At 50.6% G+C, this 25,765-nt stretch carries 22 protein-coding genes and 1 tRNA gene; 16 read left to right on the top strand and 7 right to left on the bottom strand.

Features of this window, described 5'->3' with window-relative positions; genetic code table 11:
- Positions 1 to 73 precede the first annotated feature (73 nt).
- Positions 74 to 1,762, top strand: coding sequence for a histidine kinase N-terminal 7TM domain-containing protein (locus BP758_RS10325; RefSeq protein ID WP_292370800.1), 1,689 nt, complete (start codon positions 74 to 76; stop codon positions 1,760 to 1,762).
- Between the two features lie 76 nt (positions 1,763 to 1,838).
- On the opposite strand, the gene BP758_RS10320 is transcribed toward BP758_RS10325, so the two are convergent.
- The 3 genes from BP758_RS10320 to xerA form a co-directional block, all read right to left on the bottom strand.
- Positions 1,839 to 2,663: a potassium channel family protein gene (locus BP758_RS10320; RefSeq protein ID WP_292370799.1), complete on the bottom strand. Its 825-nt coding sequence runs from the start codon at positions 2,661 to 2,663 to the stop codon at positions 1,839 to 1,841.
- A 63-nt stretch (positions 2,664 to 2,726) separates the two neighbouring features.
- Positions 2,727 to 2,799, bottom strand: a tRNA-Gln gene (locus BP758_RS10315).
- Positions 2,800 to 3,435: 636 nt separating this feature from the next.
- Positions 3,436 to 4,350, bottom strand: a complete 915-nt coding sequence (gene xerA, locus BP758_RS10310; RefSeq protein WP_292370798.1) for a site-specific tyrosine recombinase/integron integrase — start codon at positions 4,348 to 4,350, stop codon at positions 3,436 to 3,438.
- Positions 4,351 to 5,010: 660 nt separating this feature from the next.
- Between xerA and BP758_RS10305 the strand changes: the two genes are divergently transcribed.
- The 8 genes from BP758_RS10305 to BP758_RS10270 all read left to right on the top strand — a co-directional run bounded on the left by BP758_RS10305 (position 5,011) and on the right by BP758_RS10270 (position 12,393).
- A complete protein-coding gene (locus BP758_RS10305) occupies positions 5,011 to 5,616 on the top strand; it encodes a recombinase family protein (protein WP_292370797.1) in 606 nt (201 codons plus the stop codon).
- A 553-nt stretch (positions 5,617 to 6,169) separates the two neighbouring features.
- Positions 6,170 to 6,361 (top strand): hypothetical protein, encoded by a 192-nt coding sequence (locus BP758_RS10300; protein WP_292370796.1) that lies wholly within the window; start codon positions 6,170 to 6,172, stop codon positions 6,359 to 6,361.
- Between the two features lie 1,175 nt (positions 6,362 to 7,536).
- Positions 7,537 to 7,893 (top strand): helix-turn-helix domain-containing protein, encoded by a 357-nt coding sequence (locus BP758_RS10295; RefSeq protein WP_292370795.1) that lies wholly within the window; start codon positions 7,537 to 7,539, stop codon positions 7,891 to 7,893.
- A 197-nt stretch (positions 7,894 to 8,090) separates the two neighbouring features.
- Positions 8,091 to 8,792, top strand: a complete 702-nt coding sequence (locus tag BP758_RS10290) for a DUF5806 family protein (protein ID WP_292370794.1) — start codon at positions 8,091 to 8,093, stop codon at positions 8,790 to 8,792.
- A complete protein-coding gene (mobB, locus tag BP758_RS10285) occupies positions 8,789 to 9,199 on the top strand; it encodes a molybdopterin-guanine dinucleotide biosynthesis protein B (RefSeq protein WP_292370793.1) in 411 nt (136 codons plus the stop codon). The genes BP758_RS10290 and mobB overlap by 4 nt, the downstream gene beginning before the upstream one ends.
- Before the next feature lies 1 nt (position 9,200).
- The gene (gene glmM, locus BP758_RS10280; protein WP_292370792.1) at positions 9,201 to 10,607 is read left to right on the top strand and encodes a phosphoglucosamine mutase; all 1,407 of its coding nucleotides are present in this window, start codon (positions 9,201 to 9,203) and stop codon (positions 10,605 to 10,607) included.
- A gap of 185 nt (positions 10,608 to 10,792) precedes the next feature.
- Positions 10,793 to 11,830, top strand: coding sequence for a DUF3821 domain-containing protein (locus tag BP758_RS10275; protein ID WP_292370791.1), 1,038 nt, complete (start codon positions 10,793 to 10,795; stop codon positions 11,828 to 11,830).
- Between the two features lie 56 nt (positions 11,831 to 11,886).
- Entirely contained in the window at positions 11,887 to 12,393 is a 507-nt protein-coding gene (locus BP758_RS10270; protein ID WP_292370790.1) for a nitroreductase family protein, read from the top strand.
- A 485-nt stretch (positions 12,394 to 12,878) separates the two neighbouring features.
- Here the strand turns inward: BP758_RS10270 and rpsJ are convergent, their stop codons facing one another.
- Positions 12,879 to 13,187: a 30S ribosomal protein S10 gene (gene rpsJ, locus BP758_RS10265; protein ID WP_292370817.1), complete on the bottom strand. Its 309-nt coding sequence runs from the start codon at positions 13,185 to 13,187 to the stop codon at positions 12,879 to 12,881.
- A gap of 18 nt (positions 13,188 to 13,205) precedes the next feature.
- Positions 13,206 to 14,486 carry a translation elongation factor EF-1 subunit alpha gene (gene tuf, locus BP758_RS10260; protein WP_292370789.1) on the bottom strand — a complete coding sequence of 427 codons (1,281 nt, stop codon included), beginning with the start codon at positions 14,484 to 14,486 and terminating at the stop codon, positions 13,206 to 13,208.
- A 283-nt stretch (positions 14,487 to 14,769) separates the two neighbouring features.
- Here tuf and BP758_RS10255 point away from each other — a divergent pair, with 283 nt between their 5' ends.
- On the top strand, positions 14,770 to 14,946 hold the full coding sequence (locus BP758_RS10255; protein ID WP_292370788.1) for a hypothetical protein: 177 nt from the start codon (positions 14,770 to 14,772) through the stop codon (positions 14,944 to 14,946).
- Between the two features lie 315 nt (positions 14,947 to 15,261).
- Here BP758_RS10255 and cobS read toward each other — a convergent pair whose 3' ends face one another.
- Positions 15,262 to 15,972 carry an adenosylcobinamide-GDP ribazoletransferase gene (gene cobS / locus BP758_RS10250; RefSeq protein ID WP_292370787.1) on the bottom strand — a complete coding sequence of 237 codons (711 nt, stop codon included), beginning with the start codon at positions 15,970 to 15,972 and terminating at the stop codon, positions 15,262 to 15,264.
- Positions 15,973 to 16,168: 196 nt separating this feature from the next.
- On the opposite strand from cobS, the gene cobT reads away from it, so the two are divergent.
- The 4 genes from cobT (at position 16,169) to BP758_RS10230 (ending at position 22,036) form a co-directional block, all read left to right on the top strand.
- Positions 16,169 to 17,182 (top strand): nicotinate mononucleotide-dependent phosphoribosyltransferase CobT, encoded by a 1,014-nt coding sequence (gene cobT, locus BP758_RS10245; RefSeq protein ID WP_292370786.1) that lies wholly within the window; start codon positions 16,169 to 16,171, stop codon positions 17,180 to 17,182.
- A gap of 40 nt (positions 17,183 to 17,222) precedes the next feature.
- On the top strand, positions 17,223 to 17,777 hold the full coding sequence (locus tag BP758_RS10240) for a GMP synthase subunit A (protein WP_292370785.1): 555 nt from the start codon (positions 17,223 to 17,225) through the stop codon (positions 17,775 to 17,777).
- A gap of 402 nt (positions 17,778 to 18,179) precedes the next feature.
- Positions 18,180 to 21,746: a hypothetical protein gene (locus BP758_RS10235; RefSeq protein WP_292370784.1), complete on the top strand. Its 3,567-nt coding sequence runs from the start codon at positions 18,180 to 18,182 to the stop codon at positions 21,744 to 21,746.
- On the top strand, positions 21,743 to 22,036 hold the full coding sequence (locus tag BP758_RS10230) for an acylphosphatase (protein WP_292370783.1): 294 nt from the start codon (positions 21,743 to 21,745) through the stop codon (positions 22,034 to 22,036). Before BP758_RS10235 ends, BP758_RS10230 begins: the two co-directional genes overlap by 4 nt.
- On the opposite strand, the gene cas1 is transcribed toward BP758_RS10230, so the two are convergent.
- The gene (cas1, locus tag BP758_RS10225; protein ID WP_292370782.1) at positions 22,020 to 22,955 is read right to left on the bottom strand and encodes a CRISPR-associated endonuclease Cas1; all 936 of its coding nucleotides are present in this window, start codon (positions 22,953 to 22,955) and stop codon (positions 22,020 to 22,022) included. The two genes, BP758_RS10230 and cas1, sit on opposite strands and share 17 nt — an antisense overlap.
- A gap of 219 nt (positions 22,956 to 23,174) precedes the next feature.
- On the opposite strand from cas1, the gene BP758_RS10220 reads away from it, so the two are divergent.
- Both BP758_RS10220 and BP758_RS10215 read left to right on the top strand, forming a co-directional pair.
- Positions 23,175 to 24,464: a phenylacetate--CoA ligase family protein gene (locus tag BP758_RS10220; RefSeq protein WP_292370781.1), complete on the top strand. Its 1,290-nt coding sequence runs from the start codon at positions 23,175 to 23,177 to the stop codon at positions 24,462 to 24,464.
- On the top strand, positions 24,464 to 25,765 hold the full coding sequence (locus tag BP758_RS10215; protein WP_292370780.1) for a phenylacetate--CoA ligase family protein: 1,302 nt from the start codon (positions 24,464 to 24,466) through the stop codon (positions 25,763 to 25,765). The genes BP758_RS10220 and BP758_RS10215 overlap by 1 nt, the downstream gene beginning before the upstream one ends.

The raw sequence follows: 25,765 nt of genomic DNA, 5'->3' as shown, positions 1-25,765 counted from the left end.
CCGGCAGCCCGGCCTCGCATTGGAACCAGCTGCAGCACCAGAAGGTCGGCATATGATACTCCAGTTCTCACCCATGGTAGTGCTTCTGCTTTCCTGCGGGATCCTCTCTGCAGGTTTCGCGGTCATCGGGTACTACAACCGTGCTCTCCCAATCGCCCGGCCGTTTGTCCTCTTTATGGCAGCTGAGACCGTCTGGCTGTTGGGTTCGGCATGCGAGCTGATGAGCACCCAGCTCCAGACGGTCCTTTTGATCAACAATATCGAATACCCGGCAATGATGACCGTGCCGGTAGCACTGCTCTTTATTGCCTTTGTCTACTCCGGCAGGGAGCATTATCTCACAAAAAAGATCGTCCCGCTCTTCTTTATTGTCCCTGCGCTGGTCTGCCTCCTCGTCTATACCAACCCCGTGCATCTGCTCTACTACACGGGGTTCCATATGGAGACGGGAGGGGGTACCCTGATCTGGGTCTACGATCACGGGCCGCTGTTTTTGATCCTGATTGCATACAACTATGTCGTTGGCCTGGCTGCCCTCTTCCTGGTGGCCGGGAGGTACCTCTCGGGACATAAATTCTATCGCTGGGAGTCCATTATTCTGGTAATTGCAGCAGCTATCCCGTTCCTTCTCAATATTGCCTATATCCTCCACGCAGCACCCTTACCGGACTACGACCTGACACCCGTGGCGTTCTTCCTGACCGGGGTCATCATCTCGGCAGGACTGCTCCGGTACCAGCTCTTCTCTGCCGTGCCGGTTGCCTACTCCCGCGTATTCTCGACACTCCACGACGGCGTTTTTGTTCTGGACAAAGAATTCCGGGTCATTGACCTCAATCCCGCAGCAGAACAGCTCACCGGCATGCGGGCTGCATCTGCGATAGGCAAAAACCTTGCATCCCTTGTTCCCGAGACCGCAGGGATCTACCGCCCCCCAGATCAGAAAATACCGGAACAGGAGATCCAGATCATTCATGACGACACGCCCCGGTTTTACGATGTCCAGATGATCCCGCTCGATCCTGAAGGTACAGGCTCAAAAGGATACCTGTGCATCTTTCGGGAGGTGACCGGCCGCAAGCAGGCGGAACTCTCGCTCCTTACGGCCAACAAGAAGATCAACCTCCTCACCCGGATCACCCGCCATGATCTGGAGAACAAACTGATGATCGTGCATGGCTATATCGCGCTCCTCCGTAAACCCCTTTCTCCCGAGGCCCTGTCTGAATACCTGGAAAAACAGGAGGCTGCGGTAAATGCCATGCACGAACAGCTCGCTTTCACGCGGGAGTACCAGCAGCTTGGCTCCCGTGCCCCGATATGGCAGAACGTCGATACAATCATCCGCCGGGCAAAGACCCAGGTCTTCTTCGATCAGGTCAGGTTTGCGATCACGGTCGAATCCACCGAGGTCTATGCCGACCAGATGCTGGAGCGGGTCTTCTATAACCTGCTCGACAATGCCATACGGTACGGCGGCAAAAACCTGACTGCCGTTACCGTGACATCGTATCCTGATAGCGGGGCACTGGTTATCGCAGTGGAGGACGACGGGGTCGGAATCCCGGCAGAAGACCAGGAACGGTTATTCGAGCAGGGATTTGGAAAACATACTGGTCTTGGTCTCTTCCTCTCCCGCGAGATCCTCATGCTTACGGATATCGCAATCGACCAGACGAACCCGCCGGGCAAAGGGGCGCGGTTCGAGATCCGCATTCCCCCGGGGAAATTCCGCCCCGCATCGGGGGATCACAGGCAGTAACATGAGCGCCTGGCCAGACAGAGCCCCACGGTACAGTGTATTTTCCGCATGCCTCCTGCACCGTTGATAGCAGACCTTATTTTCTGACAATTACAGAAGCATCCGCATCAAAGGGGTTGGTCCGCATTGCAAGGGAGAAGAGGTACGGGTAATGCTTCTTTAAGTGCCGCATGTAGACAAGCCATTCCGGAATAAGCAGCCGGTAAACCCGGGATATATCCCCCGACAGGTGAGCATAATCGGATGCCGGCAGTCCGTCAAGGGATTTTCTTGCCGACAATTCTTCTGCAAGATGGAATACTGCCTGGAGGAGGGGTGTAAACTCCTCGTGTTCGATGATCTGGGGGTTCTCAAAGAGGGAGAGCAGGAAATCCTTACGGGATGACAGGAATGCCTTGAGTTTTGGAAGGTCAACGGTCCTGCTGTCGAGGGTTCCGGTATGCGCAGTCAGGGCAGAAGCAGCCCGGGAAAAATCATCATCGCTCCAGGAATCGGATACGACAAGGACGGATCGGATATTCCCGACCGCAGGATCGTGTGCTGAAAAGCACCGGAGCAGCCGGGTCCCGGTCTCTGAAAAGAAGACCCCGATTACCATGTTGAGGTTTTGCATCCGGGTCTCCCGCTCCCGCTTTTCGATCATGAGATCGAGTGCCGATGCTGCAAGGCCGACAAAACAGCCGACACCCACGAGAATAATGCCGATTGTGAGCAGTTTGCCGGCGGCGGTCTCAGGATAGATATCTCCAAAACCCACCGTTGCAATGGTCACCACTACGAAGTACAGGGAATCAAGCGGAGTCCGGTGTTCAAACGCGATCATCCCGAGTATGCCCGCAACAATGACAACAACGAGGATGGCAAAGTAGATCCGGAACCGCAGCCCGATGGAGTTTGTCACAACCCGGTTTTATGGAGGGAAGCAGTATAAAACAGGTTCCACAATGGTATCAAACGATAACGATACCCCTGACCAGATTCGAACTGGTGTCGCCGGATCCAAAGTCCTGCATGATTGACCGCTACACTACAGGGGTGCGTGGGGATAATATTGGAAACGGATGGTATTAAAGCGATAGGCAGAGAGAAAGGAAACCGGAAATCCGGATTTTTTTGGATCTCTTCCGGATCTGACGGAATGGAAAATTGTGGGAATTATAGGGAACGATTGTTCCCAATATGCATCTTTTTTCGACGAAAACATACTCACAGGAAATTTGGAAAATTCTGGAAATTCCAATTTGCGGCGATCCGGATTTTCTAAAAAATTTCCAAAAAATCCGAAATTTTTCAGACCCGGGCAAAGCAGGATTTCTCTCATGTCTCCCGGATGAAAAGAGGGTGAATTCTGACGGTAAACCCGGGTATCCGGGATGCCGGAAACGATAAGAAACTGATAATTTCCAGGGCTAATTAGTGTATAGCATTATATGGTTTATTTGGGGATACTGTTGATGATGAATACTTACACAAAATCCAATGGATTGCAGGTATTTTCAGAATCAAAGGGCAGATTGAAGAGATTCATCCCGTTGATCATACTACCGGAAAACGGCGAAAAAAGACACTGTGGCAAAGCCTGTCCGGACATGCGGGGAGTAAAATGGGAGTCATTCGATCAAAAAAATGTACCTTGAACAGGGGAAATCCTAAAAAAATGAGTCCCGGAAAGGTTACTCAGTATCGTTTGAGAGAGGGAAGAACTGCTGGTACACCTGGCGGCGTTCGTCGATATCGGTATGGAGGTAGACCTCCGTTGTCTTTATCGAAGTGTGACCGAGGTTCTCCTGGACAACCCGGAGGTTCTTCGAACGCCGGTAAAGTTCGCTTGCATAGCTGTGCCGGATCTTATGGGGCGTAATCCCCGGGGGGGCATAATTCCTGAAGATATGCTGGATTGCACGCGGGGATATGTGCTTACCCTGCTGCCCGATAAAGAGGGGGCCGGCGATCTGGTTGCCGATATATGCCCGGATCTCTGAGAGGGTCTCATCATCGACAAAAACAATCCGGATCTTATCGCCTTTACCCAGGATACGGATGGTATGTTCCTCGAAATCGATATCCTCGATATTCATGTTGCAGAGCTCGGAGACCCGGACACCCGTTGAATAAATAGTCCGGACAATCAGTTTGTCCCGGGGGTCCTCTATGGAATCGATCAGACGGAGGACCTGGCTGTGCTTGAGGTATTTTATCTCCTGTTGTTTGATCCGCGGGCGCTCGATGCCGCTTAAGGGATTTGTTACGACAACGCCCTGGACACAGAGGAAACGGTAAAACGAGCTCAGTGTCGAGATGATCCGGTGGAAGGTCTTGGGTTTGTAGGTCCGCATCGTTGATACAAAAGAGAGGAAGTCCGTGATCATGGCAGGCGGGACATCGACGCCGGTGTCCAGTCGTGCATTCTCAAAATCCTTCCAGAAGAAGACGAGCTTGGTGATCTCGGTATGGCGGCGGAGCCAGACATAGTAGCCGAAATGTTTGATTACCTGCTCGTAGCTGTCGAGCGTCCGCTTGGAGTAGTTCCGCATCCGCAGGTAGTTCCGGTAGCTTTTAAGCCACTCAGAAAAATACCCGCTATCCATGGTCTATTCTATTTTTGCGCCAATAAATAAAGGTTTGCGCAGAATACATATTCTGCGAACTCTCTGATTTGCCAAATAACCCTGAATTTTGGGGTTTTCGTCCCAAAGATCAAAGCCCCAAAACAGGGGTTCTTTTCGTTTTCCTAGAGGATTATACGATCTCACACGGGAAAAGCCGCAGGAACGCGTTTGTGGAGGTTTTACGTCGATCGGGAGCACGGACGATATCTGACCACGGGTTTTGTCTGACATAAAGCTGCCGGAGAATTCCGATCGGTAAGTAGCCCGCAGACCCGGGAGGGGTAAACAAATTTTGGAATTTCCCGATTTTTCCAGATCAGGAACCCGCAAAACCGTCGAAGGCAGCATCCGGGTGAAAATAGTATCGCCGGATTTCTGCCAGCATTTTCCCTCGGATCCCCGGAGACCAGGTTCCTCTGAAAATACCAGGACGATCCTGAAACGCGGATTCCATGCCTTAACACGCCAGTTAAAACCAGATCGAACCTTTGCCTCCGGGAGAACTCCAGCATTGGGATCTGATATAAGTGACCGGTTCCGGGTAATCGGGCTCCGATTATAGCTCCAAAATCGACCGTTTTTAAAATTCAAAATGTTTATTTGTTTTTGATAAGAATAACTTATCAAAAGGCAAGATTTATGATAAAGATTGGATATGTCCGGGTGTCCCGGGAAGATCAGAACGCAGAGAACCAGATCCTGCTCCTTATTGAGGAGGGACTCTCCCGGGATTCCATCTATGTCGATCATATCTCCGGGATATCAATGATGCAGGAACGGGCGGGTTTTTCAAAGATGATGCAGTTTATCCAGGATCATCACGGGGAGACGATTACCCTCTACGTTTTCGAGATTTCCCGTCTGGGGAGATCGTTTATCGAGACCCTGAATATGGTACGCACCCTGGAAGAGTCCGGGACCCGGGTCTGGTCGCTCTCCCCTGCAGAATCGTGGAGCAGGATCGACGACAAAAAATTGCGGGACCTGATGCTCTCGATATTTTCCTGGGTTGCTGACCGGGAGCGCGAAAACCTTATCGAACGGACCAAACTGGGGATAGCACGGGCACGGGCTGAAGGAACTCCTCTCGGACGCCCGAAACGCTCGATTCCCTGGAAAAAAGTCCGGGAACTGGAAGAAAAGAAGATCTCCCTTGCCGCCATTTCACGGATGCTGGACATTCCATATACAACGCTGTACCGTCACTATGCCCAAAAGAAGGATGACGATGGTTCGGCTCACTGATGGATCTCTCTGACGAGCGTGCTGATCTAATGGGTAGTTCGAAAAATTTTGAATATCTGCTTTTTTGTTGCAAAGATCCTCTGGAACGTTCAGGATACAAATGGAAATATCCTCGACAGAGACTAAATCGCGGTCTCGTCAAGTCGAAATAAACCACTCATCGCTCGGGTATTATTGGCACGATTGTCGAATTATCCCCGAAGATTCGTGTGTGGGTATATTAAGAGCGGCTTTATGAATTTTAAAACGGGCTTCTTGAAAGGAGTGTGTCGCAGGAATGGGTAAAAACACACGGGAGAGCGCCACCGGCAGTTAACAGAGATTCACTACAGCTGCTGGCCCCGATTTGACTTACATTCTGAAATCTCCCTGAAAACACTAGTACTGTTAAATAAGAACTGCCACGAAGACCCCGGTTATTCCTGGCCTATTCGGAGGATCCGGCAGATATTCTATAATGGAGGTATTTTTTGAAATTTTTGGAAAATCCAAATTTTCTCCCGTCAGCAATCCGAAATTTTTCCACTTTGTTACATCCCGTTATAATGGCTGAATGAGATGGATAATCCTGCCCGAAACGCATGAATCAGACTTAGATCCCCCCGCGATCTTCACCAGTATTCTGGGAACGCCCTTCCAAAACTTCGAAAAACAGGGGTTGTTCTCGGAGGGAATTCCCCAAAAAAATAAGGAAAAAAACTCCGGTAACCCTATTGGAAAATCCGGAAAATTTTTGGATTTATGACGGAGAGTATTTCGGGCATACCTGTTTTTAAAGGCAGATCGCTGCAATTGAACCGTGTTCTGACAGACAATGGAAAATGAGATTGCGATAATTACTTTTGACATTCTGGGAGCACACTGCAGATACCACAAGGACCTGGGGAAAAAGAATTCTCGAAACAGACCGGGGAATAATCTGGGGCCATTTCTTTTTTAAAGAGATGTCCCCGGTCACCATTTTCAAGATCGCATTAATCGCTCCAGTGAAAAGATGCCTTTTGATTTTGGTTCCCTGCGCTAAACGGCATTTGTTGATGCGTGGTCCTGAAAAATAGAAAATCTGGAAAATTGTTGTATCTCCGAAGAGAGTGATTTTGGATTTTTTTTGGATTTTTCCACTTTGCTGCAATGTATGAGATTGAAACCATATAGTCAGAGCAGATGCAGCAAGCAGTTTTCATGACCCGGTTTTAACGAAAGAACCATCACCCGATTGGTATAGTTAACGTATATTTGGGCCCCTTCCGCGGACTGGAATCTGCGAAATACTGATCTTTTTTTTTGAAAATCGAAGCATCCCGCTCATTTTGATATCATTGATCAGACCTGAAGCCTGCAAATCTCCCCCAATAATTGCTCTGTTCGATCCTGGACGGTCGGGAAAATCCTGGCAGGGCGGGGATCCAAATACCACACCATTACAAGATCAGGGAATGCAAAAAACTGCAAAAACCGCAGCGTTATCCCAACAGGGCTCAATTTTCAGTTATTTTCACGACACCAGGTGTTGAAAATCGGGATTGAATAAACCGTATGATGCTATACACTATTTTTGATTATTTTCCCTGAAACACTATCGAAACGGTATATCAGGGACAAATACCGGGGAAACGGCCCAAAACCCCATCGCAGCCGGGATACGACATCACCCGTTATTCCCGCGATTCCCGCAGGGAAAGACCGGGTGTAATCCCCCGATTCAGATCCCCGCATATCATTCATCAGCGAGCCCCCCCATGCAAGAGGACGCGGAACAGGGAGAGCCCTCAGCCAGAATCTGTCGGGTGACCTTTGGAACCAAAGAGGCACGATTATTCCAGGGTTCAGGCCCGTCAGCTATGGGAAGAGCCATGCAAAAGGAGAACGGATCCCTCATGCTTTATGTAATTAAAAGGAGCCATTGGTAATGCAGATAGCATGGTAACCGATCCGCAGTTTCTGACCCCAAAAGAAGTGGCAGGAATACTAGGCGTCCATCCAAAGACGGTCCACCAGTGGCTCCGGACAGGAAAATTACCCGGGACCAAAATATCGTACCGTGCATGGCGTATCTCCCGCTCCGCATTCGAACAATTCATAGCCCAGAGCAGCAATAGGTCTTCCACGTACGGCAAGCCGGCCGCCCGTGAGGAACAAGGAACTTTTCCACAGGATCCCGCTCACCCGCAGGACAAGACGCTGCCGGATCCAGGGAACTTAGATCCCACCATAAAAATGAAACACTATATCCGCGATATCATGGGGGAAGATTCCCCGGATCATAATAAGATCTGACCTGAACAACCATTCCCATAAACCGCCTCTTTCAGAAGTCCCTAAATAAGATCCTGAAAAAGAGGTAAGTACCCAATTTTCACGGCGGGATAAACCTTATGGAGATATATATAAAAACGACGTATTATTAACCATTGTAAATCAAACCCGACAAGCCTGATCACTCTCCTCGCAATCGAAATTACAGGGAACATACCATGGACGATTCAGTAATTCAACAGGAGATTAATAAATACCGGAAATTCAAAAAAGTCGACGGCGCCACCTACCGGAAAGTCAACCAGTTCTTACGGAAACGCACGTATATCACCGCACGGGAATGGGCGCTTGCCAGGTTATGCACGGATTTCAGGACATCCGGCGGGGCAGAGATGACGTTTATCGGAAAACACCTCCCCGAACTCGTCCCCTTCATGGAAGAGCCGTACAGCCCGCAGGCCGTCAACCAGGCCCGGCATTCTTTCAAGAAAAAAGTCCGTAAGGCAAGTGCTACCTTTTTTTACGGGGCCATGTGCGGATTCTTTACCACCGACGAGCTGGACGATCTCCTGTTTGAAGCAAGCGAGGTCTCACGGTTCCTCCTTGAAGTCGAAGGAACAACCCTTGATATCGATGAAGAGATCGACATCGAGGACCGGATCACCCGGGTGATGCGGAGCGTCGGGGAAACCGCAAAAACGATCTTAAAGACGCGTGCAGAAGAAGAGAACTCGCCCGAACCCACCCCGGGATCAGATGGTTCACCGGCCATACTCCCACAAAATACCCCGAAAAACTCCGCGGAGAGACCGGGGCCCTCCCCGGAATTACCAGGTACACCCCTGCCCGCAGAACCAGTACAAGAACCAGACCCCGTAGATCCTGCCGCTCCTGATACTGCGACAGGAAACCCCCCATGAAGATAATCCAGGTAGCCGGCCGGGCAAATACCGGAAAAACCACGTTTATCCGGAATCTCATCCCCGAACTGAAACGCCGTGGGCGGGTAGGCGTGATCAAACACCTCGGCGACCATGAATTTCCCCTCGATGCAGGAAAGGACACCACCCTCTTTTTTGAAGGTGGTGCAGACATTTCAGTCGGGATCGATGCCAAAAAAACCGTCATCGCACTCCACTCGGACGATCTGGATACCACCCTGTCCTACCTCAAATCATCCGGGATCGATTTCGCCGTAATCGAAGGCTTCAAAGCACGCAGGTTCCCGAAGATCGTTGTCGGCGACCTCCCCAGCGATACCTGCATACTGAGAAACCCTTCCGTAAACGACGTAATTGCATCCCTTTCGGCATTCGAAGACTATTAAAATGAACAAACCGGAACGGATCTACACGAAGATGACCGTAAAAAAGATGTCAAAACAGCTGTTCGGGACAAACGGCGTCCGGGGGATCGTTGGTAAGGAGATCACGCCCCAGCTGGCGCTCCGCATTGGCGAAGCCCTTGGTACCATGCGGCCCGGATGTATCGCGGTAGGAATGGATACCAGGACATCCGGCCCGGCTCTTATCAATGCAGTCAAGGCAGGACTCATGGCAACCGGCTGTGATGTTGTTGACTGCGGAATCCTCCCCACCCCGGCTCTCCAGTATATTGTAAAAGGACAGTATGCCGGCGGCGCAATGATTACCGCCTCGCACAACCCTCCCGAATATAACGGCATAAAAATTATCGAAGCCGATGGCACCGAGATGGGCGACGAGGAAACGATAAAACTCGAAGGGTTACTGGACAAATCCACTACTCTCGAAACACAATCATGGGATCGCGTAGGCAAAGAGACGCCCGGGGCCCACCTGGTCGATACCTATGTCCGGTCAATTACCTCCCATTTCAAAGGACTGCCGGGGAAAGGCATAACCGTTGTTGTTGACCCGGGGTCGGGCGCAGCATGCACTACAACACCCGCAATTCTCCAGGCTCTGGGCTGCAGGGTTCTCACCATCAACGGGATCATGGACGGAACCTTTCCCGGGCGCCTGCCGGAACCTTCGGCTGAAGGCTTAAAAGGACTGGCTGCACTTGTCGTGGCAAGCAAAGCAGCATTCGGAATTGCCCATGACGGAGATGCCGACCGCGCGGTTTTCATTGATGAGACGGGAGCGTTTGTCGAAGAGAATCATGAATTTGCCCTGATCGCACAACACATCTGTAAAACGGCAAAGGGAACGATAGTGACACCGGTCAGCACTTCGCAGATGGTGGAAATGGTTGCAGAAAAGGAGGGGTGTCGGGTCCAGTACACCCCTGTCGGGAGTATCTATGTGGCCCGGACCATGCGGGAATTGATCGAGGCCGGGGAGCCGGTCATCTTTGGAGGGGAAGGAAACGGCGGCCTGATCTTCCCTGCGCACCAGTTCTGCCGCGACGGGGGAATGACCGCGGCGACAATGGTAGCACTTCTGGCAGAAACGGGAAGCACCCTGTCCGAGCTTGTCCGCAAATTACCCGCACGGCACATGATTAAGGAGAAGATAGCAACCCCTCATGGATCGCTCCTTATCGATAAACTGGCAGAACACTACCGGCATGAATCTATTGACAGGACCGATGGCCTGAAGATCAAACGGAAGAACGAATGGGCGTTGATCCGGGCATCGGGCACCGAACCTCTCGTCAGGATCATGGTCGATTCTCCGGATGCCGCATCGGGCAGGGCATTGTATCAGGAGATCCGTGAACGTGTTGATAAAATCCTGAAACCCGGTTCCTGAAATTTATACCGCAATTATCCTTTTTCACGATCCCGATCTAAAAAACGTACAACCGGACGGGAACTGATCGGAATCGCGCTGTCACGTCTGCAAAATAAAGAAAGGATACCGGGAATATTAGTCTCATACTTTTTTTAGATACCATCAGCATCAGATTTTTTACAACCAAAACCGAATTGATGGTTATGGTACAGAAGATCGCGATACGGGGACTTATCCTCATTGGAATTTTGCTCCTGCTGTGCGTGCCGGCAGTAGCCGGAGACCTCAGGACAATCTCGCAGGGAAATACGGTGTTTCTCGGGGAAAGCAATCTGAATGTCGCACCCGCAATGGGAAGCGATACACAGATCGGGTGGTGGGCATCCGGTGCAGCGATAGCAACAAGCTCGCCCGATGTAAAAATACCGGTCTCAAACCCCTCCAGCTTCTATGTCCTTCCTTCGCAGTTCGGTGCATATACCGGTTCATGGTACCGGTTGAATGCAGCGGGGAATGCTGATGGCGTGGCATTTTTAGTTGCAGATCCGTCACTTGCCATCCGGGTAGAGGATACAACGGTCAATGTCGACGTAACGGATCGATGGGTCCCCCGCGGCGATGAGGTAAGGTTCCGGATTGACTCTAATCTTGATGCGATCTCTATCCAGAGGGGAGCTTCGGCACCCGTCACCTTAAAAGTTCAGTCTCCAAACGGAGGTGTTTTCACAGCACTCATGAACTCAGCCGGGACAACAACATCCTTGGAAAACATCGGGATAACCACCTCGTCACAGTACTATCAGACAAATCCTATCTGGGATACCGGCAACGCGCTCTACCCTGCGGGATCCTATACGATCTGGGCCGAATGCAATGTTAACAGCATGAACGATGAGTACGGTGCCACCGGCAAGACCAAGAGCCAGACCACACACCTACTCAACCAGGACCAGAACCCGCTCATAGCCGTGAATGTTCCTACTACAAGTCCTACAACACAGGTTACTCCGGTCAGTACCACCAAAAAACCGTCAACAACGGTAACTACGGCAACCCAGACTCCGAAGACTATGGTGACGAGTGCTGCCACCACGGCACCTGCCATTACGACAACGGCGCCTGCAGTACCGGTAACCACCGGAGCAACGACCTCCCCCACGTTCGCTCCGGGCTTTGATGTGGCGGTCTCCCTGATCGCAATAGCTGCCCTTCTGCTCTTCGTGGTAAAAAGAGAGCAGTAATCCCTTTTTTGGCACGGACACAACATTTTTATCCCATATTTTTCCATATCCGTTCTATGAATGTTATAACGGCAGTAATCAAGGGCCGCCACAGCATACGGAAATTCAAGCCGGCGCCTGTTGACGAGGCATTCATTCACGAGGCGCTTGAATGCGCGGTGCATGCGCCTACCGCCATGAATCTCCAGCCCTGGCTGATAGGAGTTGTGCGGGATAAAGGGACACTCGGAAAGATTGCCGGACTTACGGATCACGGCAAATTCATCTCGGAGGCTGCGGTTTGTTTTGTGGTGTTTGGAGAACGCACAGCCAAGTATTATCTCGAAGACTGCAGTGCGGCAACCGAGAACCTGATTCTCGGATTACACTCGTACGGTGTCGGTTCATGCTGGGTTGCCGGCGACAAAAAGGAGTACGCAGAGGATATCCGGAAACTTCTCGATGTTCCTGAAAAATACACCCTTGTATCTCTTGTTCCTGCCGGCCTGCCGGACGATGTGGCTATCGCGGCAAAGAAAGAGACCAAGAAAGTAGTGTTTTTCGACAAATTCAAGAAAGAGTAACCGGACAATCACCTGATTGGTTACCTCGATCCATCATATCCGCGATACCTAGTAGGAAGAAAAATTATTTTCTAATTTTACTAAATCCAAAAGTTCACGAGTTACGTTACAGATTGAGGAAATAATTCTGAAACAATTTATCGATTGATCCATGAAGATCTTCACGCTTTTTATGATATCTCCCATCTCCGGTCTTGAAAACAAAATGAGTTACGTACCCTCAAAAAAGGTTTGTTAGTTCAAGGACATTATTTATCGCAGAGAAAAACTATTGGAAAAAATTCCTATCCTGAAAAGAAAATTTTATGGTGAGCTCAACGCAAGACTTTTCCAAATTCAGAAATCTGAAAATGTCTATAACTAATTATTTAATCTGTTCGCAGGATCTTATGTTTTCTTTTAGTTTGGGTGTTCCATAGAACAAAAAAGTAAAATTTTTTATATCGTATCGGAGGGAAACGCAGTGCGTTCCACGTACCGAACGTTTAACTCTCTAAGACAATCTCAATACCGATATCTTTCGGTACCTGGATCCGCATCAGCTGGCGAAGTGCCCGCTCATCGGCATCAATGTCGATAAGCCGCTTGTGTACGCGCAGCTGCCAGCGGTCGAATGTTGCAGTTCCCTCCCCATCGGGGCTTTTCCGAATCGGTACAACAAGTCTTTTGGTGGGGAGCGGGATGGGTCCAGCCAGATTCACACCTGTGCGTTCGGCAATCTCGCGGATCCTGTCACAGACCGTCTCTACTTTATTGAAATCAGTTCCTGTCAGGCGAATTCTGGCTTTTTGCATGATGATCACCAAAAAAATTTATTTAATCATCTGTTTTGCTTGGATGGCGATACACATACCGGCTGCGATGGTCGATCCCATATCACGGACGGCGAACCTGCCCAGCTGCGGGAGTTCCTTGACGTTCTCGATGACCATCGGTTTCGTCGGCTTGATCTGGACGATTGCCGCATCACCGGTCTTTAAGAACGTGGGGTTCTCTTCCTTGGTCTGGCCAGAGCGGGGATCGAGTTTCTTCTTGAGTTCGATGAATGTGCATGCGGTCTGGGTTGTGTGACAGTGGAAGACCGGTGTGTAACCAACGGTGATTGCACTGGGGTGCTGGAGCACGACAACCTGTGCGGTGAATTCATCGGCAACAGTTGGCGGCTGTTCTGCGGGACCACAGACATCGCCACGGCGGATATCTCCCTTTGCGATACCACGGACGTTAAACCCGACGTTGTCTCCAGGAACCGCCTGGGGGATTTCTTCGTGGTGCATCTCGATGGATTTGATTTCTCCATCCTTGTTTGCCGGCATGAAGGAGACTTTCATACCTTTCTTCATGACACCGGTCTCAACCCGGCCAACCGGTACAGTTCCGATACCGCTGATGCTGTAACAGTCCTGGATCGGTAAGCGGAGCGGCTTGTCGGTGGGCTTTGAGGGTTCCTTAAATGTATCGAGAGCCGGAATCAGTGCAAGCCCTTTGTACCAGGGGGTTTCGGGGCTGACTGTCTTGATGTTGATGCCCTGAAGCGAACTGATCGGGATGAAAAGAGTCTCTTCGGGTTTGTATCCTACCATCTTGATAAGTTCGGACAGATCTTTCTTGACCTCGTTGAACCGCTTCTCATCGAATTTTACTGCGTCCATCTTGTTGATGGCGATGATGATCTGGGTGATACCGAGTGTCCGGGCAAGGAATACGTGTTCCTTGGTCTGCTCCATGACGCCATCGGGAGCTGCAACGACAAGAACTGCTGCATCGGCCTGCGATGCACCGGTGATCATGTTCTTGACGAAGTCTCTGTGTCCGGGGCAATCGACGACAGTGAAGTAAAACTTGGGTGTATCGAACCGCTTGTGTGCGATATCGATGGTGATACCTCTTTCACGCTCTTCCTTGAGGTTATCCATGACCCATGCAAATTCAAAAGTCGCCTTACCCTTCGATTCAGCCTCCTTGCGGTAGGCTTCGATGATGTGTGCAGGTACTGCACCTGTCTCGAACATCATGCGGCCAACGGTAGTTGACTTTCCGTGGTCAATGTGTCCGATAACAGCCAGATTCATGTGGGGCTTATCAGCTGCCATGTAATGTTCCTCCCCTTGAGGGATAATCCGCATACCGTCTGTCTATGCGAGCATTACATATATGAGACGCATCTATTTAAAGTATTTCGATTCCGCGGCTGTCTTTTCAGGTGAAGATCTGTATCGATATTCTCATATCTGATGTCAGGGTATTCTCTTTTGCATGAAGACAATACCCTTCCAGCGTGATTCCGGGAAAAATCAGGTCATGGTAGATTGTACCGGCGGTAAAGTGTCAGTATACAGTACATGCGCGTACTGCCGGCATTGCCGCGGCATCCGCGTGGGAAACCGGGTTGCACCCGCGCCTCAGGCCCGGGCCCTTACCGATCTCCGTCAGCGCGGTGCCGCAGATGAGGTCATGATGGAAGCAGCGCTCCTGTTTAACACGCTTGTCCGGGATGGCTCCGCTGTTGAATGTGACGATGACAGCAATGAAGGGTATATGAGGTTGTATTAAACGCTCCCGTTTTTCTAATATATCACGGGCGGGTTTTTCCTCTCTGGTTTTGAGAGAGGTTTACTCCCTCCTGTGAGAGACCGTTCCAAAACCCCTGTCGTATGGGGTGGAAACCGTTTTTTCACGGGTTATCATTTCTCACGAAAGAGTAAGATTTCCTGTCAAAACAAAACCGGAATTCTCCAGGGATCTTCTGGTGGCTGAATACCCATCTATCATGTTTAGCGCAGCCTGATGGGGTTGTTTCCCTGCATATCCGTTACTGAAATGTGCCGGGGAATTATTTCAAAAAGAATGAGCGTGTCATAATGTCTTTTAGAGAATTGCCACAAGCACAACGATAAGGGCACGGGTGATCTCGTTTGATGCCCCCACGATATCTCCGTTTACTCCTCCGAATCGGCTTTCCGCAATCTTCAGGAGAATAACCGGACACAGGACCATCATAATGCCCGCTCCTGCAAGCTGGAGCGGAGATACCGGAAGAATCAGCAGGGGAATACAGAGCAGGAGCGATAACAGCGGGAAATACGGTCGTGCAAACTGGTGGAGATAGCTGTGCATACCCTCTTTAAACGGAGATCCGTACACGGTTAGGAATACCATGGAAAATTTTGCCCCTACCTCTCCGATAATCAATACCGTGATAAGAGAAACTGCTGCCTGAAAACCGGCAAAGAGGAGGAGTGTAACGATAATTCCCGCCGCAATCCCTCCCGCTCCTACATAACGGTCAGTGAGTGCGTGAACCCGTTTTTCAGGGTCGCCGTGCGCCATCAGCCCGTCACCGGTATCCAGTAATCCGTCAAAATGATGGGCCCCGGAAAGAACGATCACTCCCGCGACCGCTACTGCTGCAGCGAGCGTTTTGTCACTGATAAAAAAAACGGGAATTGCAACAAGAAGTGCAATTACATAGCCCGCAAGGGGATACAACCAGGATTGTCGTGCGAACGCATCGAACTCCCGGGGTTTTCCCAAGGGAAGGATTGTCGTAAACTGCAAAAGGGCAAGGATTGACTTCATGCAAGAATCACGTGACGGGGGAGATGAACCGTAGAATGATTTTTGAGGTTTTCCCGGATATAGTTTCCGGTTTTTATAACCTTCATATCCGCCCGGGTACCTGCGTGGTATTTGTCCGCTCCTTTACTTAAACGCGACCGAAACGGGTGACGATATCTTCAAACCCCCTTACGTGAAAAAGGATCATCAGATCAATATGCCGTTTATTACCGGAGATGTGCCTTCCTGTTCACCAGAACGCCCGATATTCAGTGTAATCCTGGGAAATACGCTCCTTTCGACAATACCCGGTTTATCCGGGGCGGGACCGGATCCTGAAAAGACGCTTCTCACCCCCAATCTCGATGCAGAACTGGTTACCACCGGCCGGATCACCAGTCTCCCCCTCAAACCAAACACACCCACCGGTTGTCCGACACCCGCGACAATTGCCCGGGCCATGACAGAGCTGACGGGCATTCCCCCGCTTTTCATCAATGCCGGATTGAAAAACCGTATGACGGTTCCCTTTATCGATGCGCTCGGGGAACCGGGAAACGATCCCCGCAAGGGAGATGCTGTGCCTCAGGCAAAAACCCTCTATGCCCATGGCAGAGAAATTGGCAGATTCCTTTCCCGTACAAGCGACCTGCTCGTCCTTGGAGAATGTGTCCCCGGAGGGACGACCTCTGCGTTATGTGTCCTGCGTGCACTTGGGTATCCCGCCTCGGTCAGCAGCAGTTTTGTGAAGAATCCCGTCAACAACAAAGAAGCTCTCTGTCAGGAAGCCCTGGCCCGGCTCGCCAAAAAACCAGTTGGCGATCCTCTTGAAATTGTTTGCCGGGTGGGGGACCCCATGATACCGGTGGCCGCGGGCATTGCCGAATCGTATGCGGGAACGCTTGTACTTGCCGGGGGGACCCAGATGCTTGCTGTCTGTGCCGTACTAAAGGCCATGGGCCGGCCACTGCCCACGGTTGCGACGACGATTTATGTAAAGGAGGACCGATCCGCAAATGTGGAAGAACTTGCATCGCGTATAGGGGTTGGCATCTGTTATGTCGATCCCTCGTTTGGGACCTTGGGCCATCCCGGCCTTGCCCGTTATTGCGAGGGAGAAGTAAAAGAAGGGACCGGAGCCGGGGGTGCGATGTGCCTTGCATATATGATGGGGTATACTCCGCAGCAGATTCAGGAAAAGATCCTCGCAACGGTCGAAGCATATAGTTAAGCAGTCTTAATAGTCCCCCTGCCCAATAGTAGGTATTACAATGCTTCCTATCTGCGTTGTCAATAATCATGGTCAGTTTAACCACCTGATCCATCGTGCCCTGAGGGATCTGGATATCGAAGTTGCACTCGTCTCAAATACTACGCCCCCTCAGGAGATCGCTGCAAAATACCGGGGGATTATCCTTGGCGGGGGCCCGGATATCGGACGCGCCGGGGTATGTGCCGAATACCTGGATCTGGGAATCCCGGTGCTCGGGATCTGCCTTGGCCTTCATATCATCGCAAAAAAATTTGGAGGGGAGGTCAGGCCGGGTAAATCCGGCGGCTATGGATCGGTGGATGTCAATATCCGTGAACACGATGATATCCTCAAAGGATATCCAGAAAAAATATCCGTCTGGGCATCTCATGCGGACGAAGTATGTAATGTGCCCGAAGGTTTTTCTGTTCTTGCCAGCTCTGACATCTGCGACGTCGAAGCAATAGCCCTCCCGGATAAAAAAATATACGGCCTTCAGTGGCATCCTGAGGTCAGTCATACGCAGGACGGCAGTCAGGTATACCTGAATTTTGATGCGATCTGTGGGAAATGAAGGTACCTCTTGGGCATACCTGAGGGGATTTGTTTTTCGCTTTTGATCCTGGTATGATTCGGAAACATCGGAATCTCTTAAAAAAAACAGTTCTGTTTTTTTGGATTCTGGAAAATGTAGCAATTTTTCAATGCTATCCTCCTATCCAGGAGTATCTGTCACGACAGACACAGGGGATTGCCATTTTTTTATTCTTTTTAATTTATGATTCTGTATTTTTCTTGTGAATTACGTGTCGTATGATTAAGTGCAATCAATCTTGTATAACTCTCCAAAACAGCCGATTTTCGATTTTTTTTTAAAATTACTATTAATTAATTAAATGGGGTATGGATAACTTATATATAGCATTTCACTCAATCTGACACTATCCCGCGCGGTTCTTTGCAATGTGATATAACAATGGAAAAATGTTCAATTTTTATTGAAACCTTAACTACGGCACTCGAAGCCGGTGATCTGCCCTCAGTACAATCCGTAATTTCTGGTGTGGCGAACGTTAAAGGAAAACAGGCCCGTGATTCTGTCCAGTGCTTGGTAAATTCTGCAATCGTGGACTTTGCCCTGAAGAATAACCGGCCTGAACTAGTATCCGTTCTTCGCGATATATCCCCCGTGAGTGTAGACGATCTTGTTTCCCGTATTCTGGAGCGGTATGTTTCCACCGGAGATAAACGGTGGTTTGACGCTCTCGATCACGTCTCCGGGTGTGTGGGAAAGAAAAGTGTCCGGTCCAGAATTACTGCAAAGATCGCAGAGTTCCTGATTTCAGCCGGCGTTGTACAATCGGAAGCGAGGTTTATTTCCGAGGGTCTCGACTGCCTCCCCCGTATCTCCTTTAAGAAATATCGTTCAGAAGGTATCGTACGGAGTATCCCGTTACTTATTCCCTGGGCTACCGCTCATAACGATCTTACCCGGTTGAATCGGTCACAGGGCCTCTTAACTGAAGTAACCGATGCATCAAAACGTGCCCTGTGCTATTCGGATCTTGCCCGGGCGTATGCAGCGGTAGCGATCAATAAAAACGATCTCCCGTTGTTTTTTGACAGCATCCGGCTCACCGCAGAAATCCCCCAGACCCTGAAACGAAGGGAAGCTATCCGGCATATCATCAGCACCGGTATGAAGTCCGGTTTCCGCAGGGATCTGTTGTCAGTTCCGGAGTTTCTCAATCATTTTTCGGGCCTTCCTAAAGAGGGTCAAAACGATCTGATTGGTGCCCTGATCGAACAATTTCTCATGGTGGAAACGGACAAAACCCGGATTTCACCACTGCTGGAATCTTTGTGTGGTAACTATCCTCCGGCAACGAGCCTGGTGATCCCGGGGCTCCTCTCTGCTGCGGAACGATCCGGCGATCCATGGTACCTGACGCTAGCGATCCAGTACCTCAAGGCTTCTCCGAAAAAAGAGGATATCTTGATCCGGGATATAATCCGGGCTGGTGAGGTCGTTGCCCGAAATGTTGCCTCGTCCAAGCCTCTTCTGGATCTGATTTTGTGTCTTGAACAGATCTCTCCTGTCAGTAACCGTCCCGGGATTTATCTTCAGTTTTTGCAGAGCCTGCTATCTCTAAATGATTATCCAAACGCAATCCTGTTGTTTGAGAAAGTCTCCGGGCCTGCTGGTAATTTGCATGTATATACACTGTGCCTTCAGGATTTGATCGTCCAAGGCGTCCGGCACGACCAAAAATTTTCCCGGGATGCTGCGCTTTTTGCAAGAGTTGACAGGTCTCTATCCTCTGGAATTATCTCCCAGGCGATTTCACGGATCGTCCACACCCTGCCGTTTTCAGAAATTATAACCCACGGGGAATCTTTCAAACAACTGGTGGCCTGTCATCCCCGGTGCGATTCCCTTATTCTGGAGGCTGTGACGGGTCTTGTTAACCGGGGCTTTTTGGATGCCTGCGACTCTCAGTTCCTCGTAGATCTGGCAAAATCAATCCCCGATCAAGCCATCAGTGAGCAGGCACTTTCCAGAATTGTCCTGACCCTTGCTGAAATCGGTGTCCGGTCCGGAGATCGCGACCTTCTTCAACAGGCCCTGGGAATTACCTGTCTTATCGAAGGACTTCCGATACGGTCTGCAATATTGAGCAGTATCATTGATACTGCAGCCAGTTTTGCTGCAGCACATGGCGATCTCGATCTTCTGTTACGAATGCGCAACTGGAGCGGATTACTCCAGGATCAGGATCTTGCCGGGTATGCAATGACAAATATTACCGAGGGGGTTTTGAAATATGCGCTTGTTACCTGCGATTCGGGGGCCCTTGAGGAAGCGTACACACTGGCACAGGATATTACGGATCCATCGATGAGGATGCAGTTGTACGAACGTATAGCGGAGGCCTACGTCCGGATCGGATGCGATCGTATCGAAAAGCCGACAGGTGAGGGAAATATCCTGATTTCCCTGGATCAGTTGTTGCGTCCCTTTGACCGGGGACTGGCTCTGCTTAATGTCGGGAATCGTAAGCCTCTCGATTCCATAAAACTCGCCAGAATGATCGATATCCTTATGAGTTCTTCAAAAAAGGATCTCAACCGGTATTATCTCATCCCGCTTGCGCAGTACACTCTTGAAATTACAAATTCCTGCGAACGCGATGCCATGATGACCCGGATCGTTGCAGGCCTGGGGGAGGCGATCGATCATCCCGATTCATCAGACCCGTACGAAAGCATGGCATATCTCCTGTTGGAACATTACCAAAAAAGACCCGGACTTCGGGTTATCGACCTGACAAAGCGGCTCCTTGACCTTGCACAGGATCCGTTTGCACAACTCAGGGGATTTTGCATTCTCGCAGATTCAGCACTCCGGATAAATGAAACAGTACGGGCATGTCAGATCCTCGATGAAACCTATTCTGCAGTTCAGTACCTGCCAGCCGAACACCAGAAAATCCAGATCCTGGCCGGTTTAACGGTTGGATACAGCACGATAGATCCGATAAACGCGCAACAATGCCTGCATGACAGCCTTGCCGGATTACCTGCTGTCGGACCGGAGAACGATGCGGTTGCACGGCGCCAGATTGTTATGGCAGTTGCGGGATTAGGCGAAATTTTACCTCTGGATACAGCTATATCCCTCGTGCATGATATCGCAGAAAAACACTCCCGTCCCGCAGAGTACGTCAGAACCCTGATTCTGGCCTATCCCCTGGTACAAAAAGATAAAGAACAATGTGCCCCGTTTGTCCGGACAATTACCGGTGCTATCGAAAAGATCGAATCTCCCTATGATCAGATCCTTCTTCTTTTGGAAATTATCCCCATCTCGATTGAGAGTTGCGATGAAACGATCCCCCTGTATCTCTTAAAAAAAGTGGAGGGATGCTCAAAAACTCTCAATATCCCGTATATTTCAGATACCCTTCATGGTGAAGTAGCACGGTTACTATCAGTACTCTATAAAAAGCAAAATAATCCGTCCTATCTTGAGAAAGCTGCCCGGCAGCTGTTCCAGATTGAGGATGATGAACTACGACAGATCCGTCTGTCCCAGATTGGATATGAGGATTCTCCGGAAAGGAGTGTTTATCTTCCAAAAATTATTGCGTTTTCAGATAAGGTGATAAAACAGGGCTGCCCCTCGGGCCAGATCCCGGTTCTTGAGCGTGCAGTCCGGGGCATCCCTGACCGGAGCCGGCAGGCCCTGTTTTTCTGCCGGCTTTCCATCCAGTTCCGCGAACGCGGCGATATGAAACTTTCAAAACGGATGTTAGCCAATGCAATAAATGTGTCGGGGATTATCCGTCCTCTTTCGAAAAGGGCATTTGTGCGATGTAATCTCGCCATGAAAATGTTCGCAGCAGGGTACGAACATCCCGCTCAGGAAATCCTCGATAGCGCGATAGACACCGCCACAACCATACGGGAATCCTCGTTGAGAGACGAGGTATTCGATGAGCTTGGACTGGCAATCCAGATCATGCAGGGGATGCGTGAATGAAAACAATTGAGATCCTCATATCCGGGAGAGTCCAGAAAGTCGGTTTTCGGGCATGTGCACGGAAGATTGCCATGGACCTGAAGGTTACCGGTACGGTCGTCAATCTTACCGATGGCAGGGTACAGATCTTTGCAACTGCTGAACCCATGATCCTTGAAAAGTTCACCTCAATGCTCTTCAGCTGTCCCCGCGCAGTGATCCGGGAGATAAAAACACAGGATCTCCCGGTAAAGAAATACGACGAGTTTTCAATTATTAAATCGGAAGGCCAGCTCAATACAACACGGTAAAATCATCCGTCTTTTGCAGGGCATTTAGGTAATTTTGTACCTGGTTGTCGATTTTACCGTTGTCAATGGTCTCCTTAAACGTCCCGATTAACTCTTTTATGCGGAGATCCGTGAGCATACACCGGGTAGCAGTCTGTTCATAGTCCTGAGCGGTGAGGGTACTTCTGGCAATCCGGCAGACCTCGGGGTCGATCATCCCGGAGGTAAAGGGATGAATGAGATCCTTGACCAGTGCACCCGGTCCTTCCTGTAACAGGCCACAATCCGGATCCAGGTGGGACCCGATAACGGCAATCATGCAGTTACCATAGAGCATGGCGTACCCGAACGAAAGCATCGCATTGACCGGATCGCTTAAGGGACGGACCGTCCGCTGTTTAAAATTAAATTTTTCCGGAATAATCCGGGCCATAATCTCATAATACATTTTTGAGGTCAGGTTTGACAAGCGGCGTATCTCATCCATCTTTACCAGGTATTCAAATTCATCGAGTGCATTGTGGAGAATATCGAGTTCGCCGGCATACAAAAGATCCCGGTCGCACAGTGCCTGGAATTTCCCGATTGCAACAAGGTGTGAATGAAGGGTTGCCTGAGCAATTTTTATTGCATAGCGCTGCTGCGGGAGCTCTTCCTGCAGCCGGTGGATCTCATGATCCATGCCGTTCCCATGGGGCGGCCGGACGCTCCCGACCGGGGTTCCGTCAGGGTCGAAAAAGGAGAGGTACGATCCGTTTTTCATTAAATGGGACACGGTCGTGGAACTTACCGTGTGTCCTCCGACAATGAGCAGGTGCCTGATATCCTGAAGCGGATATTCTTCAGAGCGTCCTTTCTGTAAAACAATCAGTTTATCATGTGTGGATTTGATGTGGGCACCAAACCCGTATACCGCCAGCCAGGGGATCTTTTTTGTCATATCCGCCCACACAATCCCATGTTTACAAATTCATTTAATTAGTGCCGTTTGCCTTCTGATTAAGGCATCGTTTTGTACGGATTTTTCCGGAATTTCCCTGTACTTTGCGGAGGATGGGAAGAGGGAATATCCCGACAGGACAGGCCAAACCACGACCTATAAAGGCTATTACAGGCAATATTGGTATAGTGTCATGCAATAGCATACCAGAGGGCTCTCATGTTCTGGGATAAAAAGATGGAAACGCTGAAGTCAAAGGATCTTGAAGCACTTCAGCTCAAACGGCTAAAAAAAACCCTTCGTGCAGTACAAGAAATCGGGTTTTACCGGGACCAGTTTGCCCGGGCAGGAATTTCCGGTTCAAAAATAAAGTCGCTTGACGATGTGGAGAAACTGCCCTTCACCAAAAAACAGGATCTCCGCGACGGTTACCCGTTTGGCTTTTTTGCGGTTCCGTTAAAGCAGATCGTGCGCATCCACACCACCTCCGGTACCACCGGGAAACCAACCGTTGTCGGGTATACCCGAAACGATCTCGATACGTGGGCAAACCTCATCGCGAGAAACATGACCATGATCGGTGGTACCGAGAACGACATCTTCCAGAACATGGTGAACTACGGGATGTTCACCGGCGGGCTGGGATTCCATTACGGGGCGGAAAAGATCGGGATGACCGTGATCCCGAGCGCAACCGGCAACACCCGCCGCCAGATCGAGATGATCCGGGATTTCGGTGTCACGACAATTCACTGCACTCCCAGCTATGCAATGCACCTCTCGGAAGTTGCAGAAGAGATGCACGAAGACCTGCCCTCGCTCAAAACCGGTATCTTCGGTGCAGAGCCCTGGTCGGACAATATGCGGCACACGCTTGAAGACCGTCTTGGGGTGACCGCGTACGATTCCTATGGCATGAGCGAACTCTTCGGGCCCGGGGTTGCGTTTGAATGCCCCGAGCGAAACGGCCTCCATATCTGGCATGACAGTTACCTTGTCGAGATCATCAACCCGAAGACCGGGGAACGCCTTTCCGATGGCGAACGCGGGGAGCTGGTCGTTACGCCGCTCGTTAAGGAAGCCATGCCCCTCATCCGTTACCGGACCGGTGACGTCACCATGGTGATGGAGGACGGGTGTCTCTGCGGGCGGGGAAAGAAACTGGCACGCCTGACCGGCAGGAGCGACGACATGCTCATCATCCGCGGTATCAACGTCTTCCCCTCCCAGATCGAACATGTGCTCCTCCGGATCCCTGAAGTAGGCAATCAGTTTATGGTCTATATCGACAGAATCAATCATCTGGACGAGATGACCGTGGAAGTCGAGATCAACAGGAGCCATTTCTCCGGTGAACTTGCCGATCTGGCAAAGATCCAGAAAAAGGTAGTAAAAGAGCTTCACGATACCCTTGAACTGAGGACTACTGTAAAACTCGTTGAGCCGGGTTCGCTGCCCCGGTTCGAGGGAAAGGCAAAACGGGTGATTGACAGAAGGAGTGATATGTGATGCAGTACTGGGACCCGAGAATCGAAGATCTGCCAAAAGCAGACCTGAAAAAGATGCAGTACAAACTGCTCAAGAGCCTTGTCTGCCGGCTCTACAGTTTCTCCCCCTTTTACCACGACCGGATGAAGGCACAGAAGGTCCACCCGGATGACATCCATGAACTCGCGGATGTGAAAAAACTCCCCTTCATGTTCAAGAAAGACCTCCGGGATAATTACCCCAACCGTATCTTTACCGCCCCCCAGGAAGAACTGGTCCGGTACCATGTCTCTTCGGGAACCACCGGCAAGCCAACGGTTGTCGGGTACACCCAGAAAGACATCGACATGTGGAGTACGTCCATTGCCCGGGGGCTTACCTCGTTTGGCCTGGGACGGGGAGATGTCATCCAGGTCAGTTACGGGTACGGCCTCTTTACCGGCGGCCTTGGTATGCACTACGGTGCCGAACGGATCGGCGCAACCGTGCTCCCGACAAGCGTGGGAAACACCGAACGCCAGATCGAACTGATGCAGGACCTCGAAGTAACGGCAATTGCCTGCACGCCGTCCTACCTGCTTCACATCGGCGAAGTTGCGGAAAAAATGGGAGTCGACATCAAAAAGGACATGCACCTTCGGGCTGGTATCCTCGGTGCAGAACCCTGGACCGAGAACATGCGCAAGAGGATGGAAGACTGGCTGGGTATCAAAGCGTATGACATCTACGGTACAAGCGAGCTCTCCGGCCCGATGTTTACCGAATGTGCAGAACAGAACGGGTTCCATATCTGGTCCGACATCGCGCTGGTAGAAGTGATCGATCCAAAGACCGGCGAGTCCCTTGAGCCCGGCGAGAAGGGAGAACTGACCCTTACCATGCTCCAGAAAGAGGCGCTCCCGATGATCCGGTACCGTATCGGGGATATCGCATCGGTTGACGAAGAAACCTGCCCTTGCGGACGCACAAGCCCCCGGATCAACCGGATCCAGGGACGCGTGGACGACATGCTGATCATCCGGGGCATCAATGTTTTCCCCTCACAGGTAGAGTATACCTTGATGACCATCCCCGAGGTGGGACAGCACTTCCAGATCGTTGTCGAGCGCAAAGGGGCCCTTGACGATATGCTCGTCCGGGTGGAGCTGACAAAAGACTCTTTCAGCGACAAGATTAACGATCTCATGAAGATCCGGCAGAACGTCGAACACCGGCTCAGAAATGCGTTAAATGTTGCCGTTGATGTAGAACTCGTGGAGCCGGGATCGTTACCCCGGTTCGAGGGAAAATCCAAGAAAGTTATCGACAAGAGGGCGATCTAG

The sequence above is a fragment of the Methanoregula sp. UBA64 genome, from assembly GCF_002502735.1.
GTDB lineage: Archaea > Halobacteriota > Methanomicrobia > Methanomicrobiales > Methanospirillaceae > Methanoregula.
The sequence above is the reverse complement of the archived record's forward strand: the minus strand, read 5'-3'. Positions and strand labels throughout refer to the sequence as shown.